Origin of the sequence: Bacillus sp. FSL K6-0268 (genome assembly GCF_038005425.1) — a bacterium.
In the GTDB taxonomy this organism is placed as follows: domain Bacteria; phylum Bacillota; class Bacilli; order Bacillales; family Bacillaceae_G; genus Bacillus_A; species Bacillus_A thuringiensis_S.
In genome coordinates, this window is sequence record NZ_JBBOTF010000001.1 from 5,226,006 (window position 1) to 5,238,591 (window position 12,586).

Below are 12,586 nucleotides of genomic sequence, written 5' to 3' on the forward strand. Positions count from 1 at the left end.
GTTGAATGTGATATACAATTAAGTTGTTAGAAAAGGAAGAGGTATGCTATACTATTTTTGTGAAACAAATTGCACAGAAAACTTATCATTTGTTAAAAAATAAGGTATGATGGATAAAAATAAAGTGAAGCTTTCTAAGTATAATATAATGTGGAAAGTGAAGAACTTCACGCTTTTTAAGGTGTGTATATATTTTATCTCTAGAGTGGTAGGAAAGTAGAGGGGGAAAATCATGACAAAGCTGCAACGTATTCAAAAAGTATTGGTAGCTAACCGTGGAGAGATTGCAATTCGTGTGTTTCGAGCTTGTTCGGAACTAGGATTAAAAACAGTTGCAATCTATTCTAAAGAGGATAGTGGTTCTTATCATCGCTATAAAGCCGATGAGTCCTATTTAGTTGGGGAAGGAAAAAAACCAATTGATGCTTATCTAGATATTGAAGGCATTATTGAGATTGCAAAAAGTAATCATGTAGATGCAATCCACCCTGGATATGGTTTCTTGTCAGAAAATATTCAATTCGCGAAACGTTGCGAAGAAGAAGGAATTATCTTTATCGGTCCGAAAAGTAAGCATTTAGATATGTTTGGAGATAAAGTGAAAGCAAGAACACAAGCGCAGCTAGCACAAATTCCAGTTATACCTGGTAGTGATGGTCCAGTAGATTCATTAGAAGAAGTCGAAAAATTTGCTGAAAAGTATGATTACCCGATTATTATTAAAGCGTCCCTTGGTGGTGGCGGTCGTGGTATGCGTATTGTGCGTACTAGTGAGGAATTAGGAGAATCATATAATCGAGCGAAATCAGAAGCGAAAGCAGCCTTTGGTAATGATGAAGTTTACGTCGAAAAATTCGTTGAAAAACCTAAACATATAGAAGTACAAATTTTAGCAGATGAAGAAGGCAATGTTGTTCATTTATACGAGCGTGACTGTTCTGTACAACGTCGTCATCAAAAAGTTGTAGAAATCGCACCGAGTGTATCACTTTCAGATGATTTGCGTCAGCGTATTTGTGATGCTGCTGTGAAGTTAACGAAAAATGTAAACTATTTAAATGCAGGAACAGTAGAATTCCTTGTAAAAGATGATGAGTTTTACTTCATTGAAGTAAATCCACGTGTTCAAGTAGAACATACGATTACAGAAATGATTACAGGAGTAGATATCGTTCAATCACAAATTTTAATAGCTGATGGACATTCATTACATAGCAAAATGGTAGGTGTGCCGAAGCAAGAGGAAGTAGTTGTGCATGGATTTGCAATTCAATCTCGTGTAACAACTGAAGATCCGCTAAATAATTTTATGCCGGATACAGGAAAAATTATGGCGTATCGATCAGGCGGTGGTTTTGGTGTGCGTCTTGATACAGGAAATAGCTTCCAAGGTGCAGTTATTACACCGTACTACGATTCTTTACTTGTAAAAGTTACAACTTGGGCACTTACTTTTGAGCAAGCAGCTGCAAAAATGGAACGTAACTTAAAAGAATTCCGTATTCGTGGTATTAAAACAAATATTCCATTCCTAGAGAATGTAGTAAAACATAAAAACTTTTTATCAGGAGAATATGATACTTCGTTTATTGATGTGTCACCTGAACTATTCTTGTTCCCGAAACGTAAAGACCGCGGAACGAAAATGTTAAATTATATTGGTTCAGTAACAGTAAATGGCTTCCCAGGAGTAGGGAAAAAAGAGAAACCAATTTTTCCAGATGCTCGTATACCGAATGTATTACACTCAGAGCCAATCCAAAATGGCACGAAACAAATTTTGGATGAGCGTGGAGCGGACGGATTAGTAAAGTGGGTACAGGATCAAAAGCGTGTACTTTTGACGGATACAACATTCCGTGATGCACATCAGTCATTACTTGCAACTCGTATTCGTACAAAAGATTTACATCAAATTGCAGAGCCAACAGCGAGAATGTTACCGAACCTATTCTCAGCGGAAATGTGGGGCGGTGCAACGTTTGATGTTGCGTATCGTTTCTTAAAAGAAGATCCATGGGAACGATTACTAGATCTTCGTGAAAAAATGCCGAACGTGTTATTCCAAATGTTACTTCGTTCTTCAAACGCAGTTGGATACAAAAACTATCCAGATAATTTAATCCAAAAATTTGTAGAATGTTCTGCTCAAGCTGGCATTGATGTATTCCGTATTTTTGATAGTTTAAACTGGGTAGAAGGCATGAGAGTTGCAATTGATGCTGTACGAGATACTGGTAAAATTGCAGAAGCAACAATGTGCTACACAGGAGATATTCATGATCCATTACGTAGTAAATATGATTTGAATTATTATAAAAACTTAGCAAAAGAGTTGGAAGCATCGGGAGCTCACATTTTAGGTATTAAAGATATGGCTGGCTTACTAAAACCAAACGCAGCATATGATTTAGTTTCAGCATTAAAAGAGACGGTATCAATTCCGATTCACCTGCATACGCACGATACGAGTGGAAATGGTATATTAACGTATACGAAGGCAATTGAAGCAGGTGTTGATATTGTCGATGTAGCGGTGAGTTCTATGGCTGGTCAAACGTCACAACCGAGTGCGAACACATTATTCTATGCACTAGGTGGAAATGAAAGACAACCAGATGTTAATATCGATTCTTTAGAAAAGCTATCTCATTATTGGGAAGATGTACGCAAATACTATGCACCGTTTGAAAGTGGTATGAATGCACCTCACACAGAGGTATATATGCATGAAATGCCAGGTGGACAGTATAGTAATCTTCAACAACAAGCGAAGGCGGTTGGTTTAGGAGATCGCTTTGATGAAGTGAAAGTAATGTACCGTCGTGTGAATGACATGTTTGGAGATATTGTAAAAGTAACACCGTCATCAAAAGTTGTTGGCGATATGGCATTATTTATGGTTCAAAACCACCTGACAGAACAAGATGTTTTAGAGCGTGGACATGCGTTGGACTTCCCGGGATCTGTTGTTGAAATGTTCTCTGGTGATTTAGGTCAACCGTACGGTGGTTTCCCGAAAGAATTGCAAAAGATTATTTTAAAAGGGAAAGAGCCGTTAACAGTAAGACCAGGTGAACTACTAGAGCCAGTAGATTTCGACGCGTTAAAAGAAGAATTATTCCATAAACTTGGACGCGAAGTAACAATTTTTGATGTAGTTGCATATGCATTATATCCAAAAGTATTTATGGACTATGAAAAAGTTGCTGAGCTTTATGGAAATGTATCTGTACTTGATACACCGACGTTCTTCTATGGTATGAGACTAGGTGAAGAAATTGATGTGGAGATTGAACAAGGTAAGACATTGATGGTTAAACTTGTATCAATTGGAGAACCACAGCCGGATGGAAATCGTGTCCTTTACTTGGAATTTAATGGTCAACCACGTGAAATTGTCGTGAAAGACGAGAATGTGAAAGCAACAGTTGCACAACGTGTGAAAGGAAACCGTGAAAATCCAAATCACATTAGTGCAACAATGCCAGGAACGGTAATTAAAGTAGTTGTAAAAGAAGGCGATGAAGTGAAAAAAGGCGATTCTATGGCAATTACAGAGGCAATGAAAATGGAAACGACAGTTCAAGCGCCGTTTAATGGTAAAGTGAAAAAAGTATATGTTAACGATGGTGATGCAATTCAAACGGGTGATTTACTTATTGAATTAGATCACTAAAATAAAGAAAAGAGCTGTGTAAATATGAAGTGACCCCTAAAAGTTAGACACGGTTATTTGATTAGGCAGCTTGATAAAAGTGAGTCCGGTATTGTACCGGGCTCATTTTTAATTTTGCCTTAATCCGTTTCGTATTATAATAATCTATATATTTTTCTAATTCTATTTTAAAGTGCTCTACATTTTCAAATTCTTTTATGTAGAGGAACTCCGATTTCATAATCCCAAAGAAATTTTCTATTACTGCGTTGTCGTAACAGTTGCCTTTTCGAGACATACTCTGGACGATAGCTCTTGATTCTAGTGTACGGACGTATTGTCTCATTTGATAATGCCATCCTTGATCCGAATGCATCAGTAGCTGGTGCGTTTCAGGTAAACGTTCCAATGCTTTCTCTAACATGTCTGAAACAAGCGAATACGTCGGTCTAGAACCAATTGTATAGGTAATAATTTCACCATTATACAAATCTAATACAGGTGATACATACAGTTTTTCTCCAAACAATTTAAACTCTGTGATGTCTGTTACCCACTTTTGATTCGGTGCATCTGTATGAAAATTACGCTCTAAAATATTAGGTGCAATTCTACCGACTTTTCCTTTATAGGATTTATATTTCTTCATACGCACAACACACTTTAACCCAAGCTCTTTCATAATGCGCTGAACCTTCTTGTGGTTCACTTTCTGGCCACGATTCGTTAATTCATCACGAATGCGACGGTAACCATAACGACCTTCATTTTCCTCATAAATCGCTTTAATCTCAGCTTTCAAATCGGCATCTACATCTGGACGATTCATTTTCTTTACTAAATCATAATACGTGCTTCGAGGAATAGTAGCTAGCTCCACGAGTGCCTTCACCGAATATTTATGCCTTAATTCATAGATTACTTGCGCTTTGTCTTGTTTTGTGATTTTTCCTTGTTTTGAACTAAGGCATTTAACTTTTTTAAGTACTCATTTTCCATCTCAAGCTGTTTAATGCGTGCTTCAAGTGCTTCGACTGACCCTTCAGCTAAATGTTGTTTTAATTGTTTATTTGAATCTTTTTTCATGGATGGACGCCCCTTTTTCTTAGATTGAAGGGCATCAATTCCTTGTGTTTCGAGCTGTTTTTTCCAAACAGAAATCGTTGAAGGGGCAGGAATATTAAAGATAGCTGCCGTCTCAAATAAGGACATACCGTTTTCAATCATAAAGTTTAGTACGTCTAGTTTAAATTGTTGTGTGTAATTTGTACATCGTTTTAGAAAAGCTTCCAGACCATTCTGTTTATATTGGTTTACCCAATTCAAAATGATTGTGTCACTTATACCGAGCGATCTACCCATTTCTCGATAACTTTCATTTCCGTTCAAATAACGTAGAACGATTTGTATTTTTTCATCAGCTGTAAATTTAGCCATAGAAAAACTGCACCTCCAATTGTTAGACTGTGTCTAACAATTGGGGTGCAGTTCAATACAGCTCTTTTCTTTATTGCAAAAAATCCCTTGCCTAATTGGCAAGGGATTTTAGTTTTAAATTATTTTGTTTGTTTAGAAGTTGATCCGGCTTCTTTTGCATTCACTTTACTTCTTGTTCCTAACATAACTAAATAGCATAGTACGGCAAACAAGCAAGAAATGAATAGAGAATGTAACAATGCCATCGCTAAACTAGCGTTTGTAAATACAACTAAAACTCCTACTACAGCTTGAAGTGTAACAAGGATAAATGAAATGATCCATCCCCAATATACTACAGGTTGCTGCTTGTAATGGCGAATAGCGAGAATCATCGCGTATAGTATCCAAGCGAAAATTAACATCGCTGCAACTCTATGGCCCATTTGAACCCATTCATGTAGTTGAGTTGGCATAGGTCTGTTTTTGCTACATAAAGGAAAATCTGGACAAGCTAAGCTAGCTCGTTCGTGACGTACTAAAGCACCTGTGTAGACGACGATATAACTGTAAATTGTTACACCATAAATATGAAATTTCATTTTTTTGTCCATAATAAGTGAACGTGCATCAAATTTTTGGTCAATTTCAAAGATAAGACACGTTAATAAAATGACAGAAGCAAATGAAATTAAGGAAATACCGAAATGGATAGCAAGTACAGCTGGCATTTGTCCCCAAACAACTGCTGCTGCTCCCATTAATGCTTGTGCAACTAAAAATACGAAGGATAAAATTGCTAACGTTTTTGTTTCACGCACATGTTTATAATATTTCCAGGACAAAATACAAAGGAGAGTGACAAGAATTCCAGCTGATCCTGATGTTAATCGGTGGCTAAGTTCAATAATAGTTTCCATTGATAAATTAGATGGAACAAATTCACCGTTACAAAGTGGCCATGATTTACCACAACCTTGACCAGAACCTGTTTTTGTAACTAAAGCGCCTCCTAATAAAACTATTAATAAATCAAGGCTTGTAATGACTGCTAACCATTTAATAAAGCGTTGCAATCTCTTTCACCATCTTTCTGCTATGAAGTTATTGCGAAATATTTTCATTCCATTATGTATAGAATAAAACGCGCTAGTTCCTATGATATATAAAAAATAATAAAATAGCAAAGAAATGGAGGGGGAAGACAAGGGAGAGAAAATAGGTGTGAAAACAGGGTTCGTAAGGAAAAATTTAGGTGAAAAATAGGCTATTTTGAAAAGAAATGGGGAGAATACGTGTTAAATAGGAGAAAATAGTTTATTATAGAATGTAACATCATGTTATGATAAGGACAAGTCAGAATGAAGTTTTTTATATTCGACACAAAAAGTTCATGTTTTCTTCACAAAATGTTCGGGAAATATGATTTAATATATTGGAGTATGGGCGTAGATTAGTAGTAGAATGGGTTAACAATGTTTCTACTGTAATAATATTGCTATATAGAAGCGAATTATTTCATTTGAAATAGGCGCAAAAAGAAAGATGAAAGTTTTAAGAGGGGGTTAGAGTGATGAACCATGCAACAAGTGAGCTGCATGATGAGTCCGCTGTTACAAGTGTACCGGAAACAACTCGGTTACAAGATTTATCAGCACTCGTTAAAATGGGGATTGTAAACTCAAATACACTTACTGTATTTACAGGATTTTGGTTGGCGTTACACTTTAATGGATTAAGTGTGATGGACAATCTGGATAAGCTATTTTTTACAATCGTTGGTTCTGGATTAATTATGGCGGGGGTATGTTGTTTAAATAACTACATCGATAGAGACATCGATCCGTTAATGGAGAGAACAAAGACTCGTCCAACGGTTACTGGAAAGTATAAACCAGGATTTGCACTTACATTTGGACTAGTTATATTACTTCTTGGATTTGTATTCTTATTATTAACGACACCAATGGCAGTTTTAATGGGATTTATTGGTGCTTTCACATATGTTGTCCTATATACTTTATGGACAAAGAGAAAGTATACACTAAATACTGTTGTAGGTAGTATATCTGGAGCAGTTCCACCTTTAATTGGATGGGCAGCAATCGATCCATCTTTAGGTCATCCAATTGCTTGGATGTTATTTTTAATTATGTTTATTTGGCAAATCCCACATTTCCTTGCATTAGCGATGAAACGTGTTGATGAATATCGAAATGCAGGAATTCCAATGCTTCCTGTAGTTCATGGATTTGAAATTACGAAACGCCAAATTATGATTTGGACAGTATGTTTATTACCACTACCATTTTATATGAGTGGACTAGGGATAACATTTATGGTAATTGCAACACTGCTTAACATCGGATGGATCGCTTTAGGATTTTATGGCTTCCGTAAGAAAGATGACATAAAATGGTCCGTGCAAATGTTTGTTTATTCCCTAAATTATTTAACAATCTTATTTGTATCAATGATTGTAGTTACATTCTTCTAAGACAACGACATAATTGGATTTCTTTACGTTGAGATTTACTTTACTTAACTATAAAGTACAATCTAATTCACAAGGAAAGTGGGGGTTGTTTGTATGAAGAAACAGTGGCGACTGCTTTCGTTCGTTTCACTGCTGGCTTTACTGTTAGGGGGATGCGGTAAAGCCTTTCAATCTACTTTAATTCCGCAAGGAGAAGTAGCAAAAATGCAATATGATTTACTTCTACTGGCGAGTGCAATCATGGTAGGAGTAGTACTAGTAGTTACTATTATTTTCTTGTATGTAATTGTGCGTTTCCGACAAAAGAAAGGTCAGGAAGATTATATTCCAGAGCAAGTTGAAGGAAATCACAAGCTAGAAATTATATGGACAGTTATTCCGATTATTCTTTTACTAATCTTAGCTGTTCCAACGGTTACATATACATTCAAACTTGCTGATGTAAGTGCGATGGAGAAAAAGAATATTGATAAAGATACTATCGTTGTTGATGTAACAGCGAATCTTTATTGGTGGGAATTTTCTTACAAATCAGAAAAGATAGTAACTTCGCAAGATTTAGTCATCCCCACAGGTAAGAAAGTGTATTTAAATTTGAAGGGTGCCGATATTAAACACTCATTTTGGGTTCCATCTTTAGCTGGGAAAATGGATACAAATACAGACAATGTGAACAAAATGTGGTTAAAGGCAGATAAATCGGGCACTTATAATGGTTTTTGTACAGAATTTTGCGGCCCATCACATTCTTTAATGCAATTTAAAGTGAAAGCTTTAGATGAAAGCGAGTACAAAAATTGGCTTGCTGATATGAAGAAGATTGATGGGAAGAAAGAAGTAGCTTCAACAAAGGCGCAAGAGGGCCAAGAAATATTTAATAAAAGCTGTATTGGTTGTCACGCAGTTGGATCTAATGATAGTAGACCACCTTCCGCTCGTATCGCACCAAACTTAGCAAACTTTGCGGATCGCGATATGGTTGCCGGTATTGCCGAAAACAATGAAGAAAACTTAAAAAAATGGCTGAAAGATCCTGAAAATATGAAGCCAGGAAACAAAATGACTGGCAAATATGGCAACTTAACGGATGATCAAATTGATGCATTAAATGCATACTTACAAACGTTAAAAGTTGAAAAGTAAAGAGGGATTATTCGTGAAGGGGAGGTTGAAAACGTGAGTTCTGTAGCAAAAAAACAGGGGATGGGTGCTGTCATATGGGATTATTTAACGACAGTAGACCATAAAAAGATTGCCATTCTCTATTTAATTGCAGGTGGATTGTTTTTTGTAATAGGCGGAATAGAAGCTCTATTTATTCGCCTTCAATTAGCGATTCCTAACAACGCTTTTCTTGTTGGGGATGCTTATAATCAAGTATTGACGATGCACGGTACAACAATGATTTTCCTCGCAGCTATGCCACTCGTGTTTGCATTTATGAACGCCGCTGTACCACTTCAAATTGGTGCACGTGATGTAGCGTTCCCGTTTTTGAATTCACTCGGATTTTGGTTGTTTTTCTTTGGTGGAGTATTTTTAAATTTAAGTTGGTTTTTAGGTGGAGCACCTGATGCAGGATGGACATCTTATGCATCTTTAGCTTTAGCCTCTAAGGGTCATGGTGTTGATTTCTATGTACTCGGTTTGCAAATCTCAGGTATTGGTACATTAATTGGAGGTATTAACTTCCTTGTAACCATTATTAATATGCGTGCGCCAGGAATGACGTATATGCGTATGCCGATGTTTACATGGACGACATTTGTAACATCTTCGCTTATATTATTCGCTTTTCCACCGTTAACTGTAGGATTAGGACTTTTAATGTTAGATCGTTTATTTGGAACAAGTTTCTTTAATCCAGCATTGGGCGGGAATACAATTATATGGGAGCATTTATTCTGGATTTTCGGTCATCCAGAAGTATACATTCTTATACTCCCAGCTTTCGGAATATTCTCAGAAATCTTCGCGACATTTTCGAAAAAACGATTGTTTGGTTATTCATCGATGGTGTTTGCGACTGTATTAATTGGATTTTTAGGATTTATGGTATGGGCCCATCATATGTTTACTGTTGGACTTGGTCCAGTTGCTAATGCTATTTTCTCAGTTGCAACAATGGCGATTGCGGTTCCGACTGGTATCAAAATATTCAACTGGCTCTTTACAATGTGGGGCGGAAGTATTCGTTTTACGACACCAATGATGTGGGCAGTAGCTTTCATTCCATCATTCGTAATGGGTGGAGTTACAGGGGTTATGCTAGCATCTGCACCAGCTGATTATCAATTTCATGATAACTATTTCGTAGTAGCACATTTTCATTATGTAATCGTTGGCGGTGTTGTATTTGGTTTACTTGCAGGAGCTCATTATTATTGGCCACTGATGTTTAATAAAGTATTAAATGAAACATTAGGAAAGATAACGTTTTGGCTATTCTTTATTGGTTTCCATTTAACGTTCTTTATTCAGCATTTCCTTGGCTTGATTGGTATGCCACGCCGTTACTACACATATCTTGAAGGGCAAGGGTTGGAAATGGGGAATATGATTAGTTCTATTGGAGCGGTGTTTATGGCTCTTGGGACTATTGTTCTTCTATTCAATGTAATTAAAACGACAGTATCAAAAGAAAAAGCTGGTCGTGATCCGTGGGATGCACGTACATTAGAATGGACAATGCCAGCACCGACACCAGAATATAACTTTAAACAATTACCATTTGTTCGCGGATTAGATCCGTTTTGGATTGAAAAACGTGAAGGTAATAAAGAGATGACAGCAGCGGAACCAGTTGGTGATATTCATATGCCAAATCCTTCGTTTTCACCATTTGTCATTTCTTTTGGATTGTTTATAGCGGCATTTGGTGCAATGTATATGCAGGGTGGAAAAGATAAGTTCTGGTTATTGGTAGCAATTATTGGTTTAATCATTACATTTGGCGCAATGTTCCTACGTTCAGTAATCGATGATCATGGATATCATATTCATAAAGAAGATTTAGATGATAAGGGGGGCAAGGCATAATGCATGTAGATGAAAAATTAACGAATGAAACATTTCCAGCAGAGCCTGAAAAAGCAACCCTTGAAGGGAAAAATAAGTTTGTCGGTTTTTGGTTATTTCTTGGAGGCGAAACAGTATTGTTCGCTTCCTTATTTGGCACATATTTAGCGTTAAAGAATTCTACAAATGGTGGACCAACATCTCAAGAGATGTTCCAAATGCCACTCGTTTTCATTATGACGATGCTTTTATTAACGAGTAGCTTAACGAGTGTATATGCGATGTATCACATGAAAAACTTTAACTTTAAGAAAATGCAACTTTGGTTACTAGTAACTGTATTGCTAGGTTTAGGGTTTTTAGGGTTTGAGATATATGAGTTTTATCATTATACACATGAATTTAAGCATACTATGAGAAGTAGTGCGTTTGGCTCTGCGTTTTATGCTCTTGTTGGTACACATGGACTCCACGTATTGTTTGGGTTATGTTGGATTTTAACATTAATCTTTAGAAATGCGAAGAGAGGTCTAAATTTATACAATGCACCAAAGTTTTATGTTGCATCGATTTATTGGCACTTTATTGACGTAGTTTGGGTGTTTATTTTCACTGTAGTATATTTAATGGGAATGGTGGGATAAACAATGGCGATAAAGCAAACGAATAATCCTAAAGTTGATCTTGTTTATCGGAAGAGAAAAAGTGCGGAGGAAATGAAGCATCAAGTTATTACGTTTGCATTAATGATTTTTTTAACATTAGTTGCATTTGTAGCAGTGGCGTATCCAAAAACTTTTAGTCCGACTTTCTCTGTTCCATTTATTTTACTATTAGCAGTGGTACAAGTAATTTTTCAATTGTATTATTTTATGCATATGAGTCATAAAGGACATGAAGCAGTAAGTTTCTTTCTATACTCTGGTCTGCTAATAGGGTTAATTACAATTTTAGCATTTATGACAATCGTCTGGATTTGAAAAGTGAAAAATAAGGGAGCTTGTGTTGTCACAGCTCCCTCTTCATATTATGGATAACCTTACGAAGGTAGGTGTGAAAATGAGTAACTTGTGGATATTTGGATTTCAGGCTTTATGGAGTCCAATCTTTTTAATATTTATGCTGTCGATTCTTATTGGGTACTTCTTAATTATTGGTCCATATAGAATGCGATTTGAAAATGCGACGAAGGTAAGTAAGAAGCAAATTTTTTATTTTACGACTGGTATTGTTCTTTTGTATTTTGTAAAGGGAGGGCCTATTGATTTAATTGGCCATATTATATTTAGTGCTCATATGTTTGAAATGGCAGTCATGTATATTGCAGTTCCACCGTTACTGTTGCTTGGTATACCGATTTGGTTATATCGTTACATTACTTCTTTTAAGTTCGTTCAAATTATATTAAAGGTATTTGCTAAACCACTTATTGCGTTGTTTGTATTTAACGGCCTGTTTTCTTTTTATCATTTACCAGTTGTTTTTGATACGGTAAAACAAAGTCAAATAGCTCATCCTATTTGTTTAGCTATATTGTTTTTTACAGCAATTATGATGTGGTGGCCGATGTTAAATCCATTACCAGAATATCAAACGTTAAGTGATATAAAGAAACTTGGTTATATGTTTGCTAACGGTATATTATTAACGCCTGCTTGTGCGTTAATCATTTTTGCGACAGCCCCGTTATTTGCAACGTATACGGATCCGGCTGCTTGGATGAAAGCGATGGAACTATGTGTACCAGCGGGCACTTTATCAGATTTAAATATAACGGGACCAGAATTTTTGCACTGGATGCCAGTTGTACAAGACCAGCAAACTGGTGGTATCATAATGAAAATTGTCCAGGAAATAGTGTACGGTACAATTATAGGCTATGTATTCTTTAGGTGGGCACGTAGAGAACGTGAAAAGGATAAGGAGCAGTTGCAACAATTGCCGCCGTATTTACAGACTAAGTGAAAAAGTGTATGGGATTCCATGCGCTTTTTCTT

General features: G+C 36.4%; 9 protein-coding genes. 7 read left to right on the plus strand and 2 right to left on the minus strand.

The features are described 5' to 3' along the window. Positions 1-232 precede the first annotated feature (232 nt). On the plus strand, positions 233-3,679 hold the full coding sequence (pyc, locus tag MHI28_RS27445) for a pyruvate carboxylase (protein WP_000164058.1): 3,447 nt from the start codon (positions 233-235) through the stop codon (positions 3,677-3,679). Between the two features lie 61 nt (positions 3,680-3,740). Here the strand turns inward: pyc and MHI28_RS27450 are convergent. Both MHI28_RS27450 and ctaA read right to left on the minus strand, forming a co-directional pair. Beyond that, positions 3,741-5,095, minus strand: a protein-coding gene (locus tag MHI28_RS27450) for an IS3 family transposase (protein WP_208730123.1) whose coding sequence is annotated in 2 segments (ribosomal slippage) — positions 3,741-4,642 and positions 4,642-5,095 — 1,356 coding nt in all. Because the reading frame shifts where the segments join, the coding sequence is not laid out codon by codon here. A gap of 119 nt (positions 5,096-5,214) precedes the next feature. After that, the gene (gene ctaA / locus MHI28_RS27455; RefSeq protein WP_001188745.1) at positions 5,215-6,150 is read right to left on the minus strand and encodes a heme A synthase; all 936 of its coding nucleotides are present in this window, start codon (positions 6,148-6,150) and stop codon (positions 5,215-5,217) included. Between the two features lie 497 nt (positions 6,151-6,647). On the opposite strand from ctaA, the gene ctaB reads away from it, so the two are divergent. The 6 genes from ctaB (at position 6,648) to ctaG (ending at position 12,554) form a co-directional block, all read left to right on the plus strand. Beyond that, positions 6,648-7,571 carry a protoheme IX farnesyltransferase gene (gene ctaB, locus MHI28_RS27460; RefSeq protein WP_001015060.1) on the plus strand — a complete coding sequence of 308 codons (924 nt, stop codon included), beginning with the start codon at positions 6,648-6,650 and terminating at the stop codon, positions 7,569-7,571. 93 nt (positions 7,572-7,664) lie between these two features. Then, complete coding sequence (gene coxB, locus MHI28_RS27465; RefSeq protein ID WP_000745273.1) at positions 7,665-8,714, plus strand: cytochrome c oxidase subunit II; 1,050 nt, start codon at positions 7,665-7,667, stop codon at positions 8,712-8,714. A 60-nt stretch (positions 8,715-8,774) separates the two neighbouring features. After that, complete coding sequence (ctaD, locus tag MHI28_RS27470) at positions 8,775-10,610, plus strand: cytochrome c oxidase subunit I (protein WP_153577875.1); 1,836 nt, start codon at positions 8,775-8,777, stop codon at positions 10,608-10,610. Then, positions 10,610-11,233 (plus strand): cytochrome c oxidase subunit III, encoded by a 624-nt coding sequence (gene ctaE, locus MHI28_RS27475; RefSeq protein ID WP_000557861.1) that lies wholly within the window; start codon positions 10,610-10,612, stop codon positions 11,231-11,233. Before ctaD ends, ctaE begins: the two co-directional genes overlap by 1 nt. A gap of 3 nt (positions 11,234-11,236) precedes the next feature. After that, positions 11,237-11,569 (plus strand): cytochrome c oxidase subunit IVB, encoded by a 333-nt coding sequence (ctaF, locus tag MHI28_RS27480; protein WP_000985704.1) that lies wholly within the window; start codon positions 11,237-11,239, stop codon positions 11,567-11,569. Positions 11,570-11,648: 79 nt separating this feature from the next. Further along, complete coding sequence (ctaG, locus tag MHI28_RS27485; protein WP_041488175.1) at positions 11,649-12,554, plus strand: cytochrome c oxidase assembly factor CtaG; 906 nt, start codon at positions 11,649-11,651, stop codon at positions 12,552-12,554. The last annotated feature ends 32 nt before the right edge of the window (positions 12,555-12,586 follow it).

Excerpts from the sequence above, each read along its gene's own strand:
- pyc (WP_000164058.1), top strand. The coding sequence starts at position 233 with ATGACAAAGCTGCAACGTATTCAAAAAGTATTGGTAGCTAACCGTGGA.
- ctaB (WP_001015060.1), top strand. The coding sequence starts at position 6,648 with ATGAACCATGCAACAAGTGAGCTGCATGATGAGTCCGCTGTTACAAGT.
- coxB (WP_000745273.1), top strand. The coding sequence starts at position 7,665 with ATGAAGAAACAGTGGCGACTGCTTTCGTTCGTTTCACTGCTGGCTTTA.
- ctaD (WP_153577875.1), top strand. The coding sequence starts at position 8,775 with ATGGGTGCTGTCATATGGGATTATTTAACGACAGTAGACCATAAAAAG.
- ctaE (WP_000557861.1), top strand. The coding sequence starts at position 10,610 with ATGCATGTAGATGAAAAATTAACGAATGAAACATTTCCAGCAGAGCCT.
- ctaF (WP_000985704.1), top strand. The coding sequence starts at position 11,237 with ATGGCGATAAAGCAAACGAATAATCCTAAAGTTGATCTTGTTTATCGG.
- ctaG (WP_041488175.1), top strand. The coding sequence starts at position 11,649 with ATGAGTAACTTGTGGATATTTGGATTTCAGGCTTTATGGAGTCCAATC.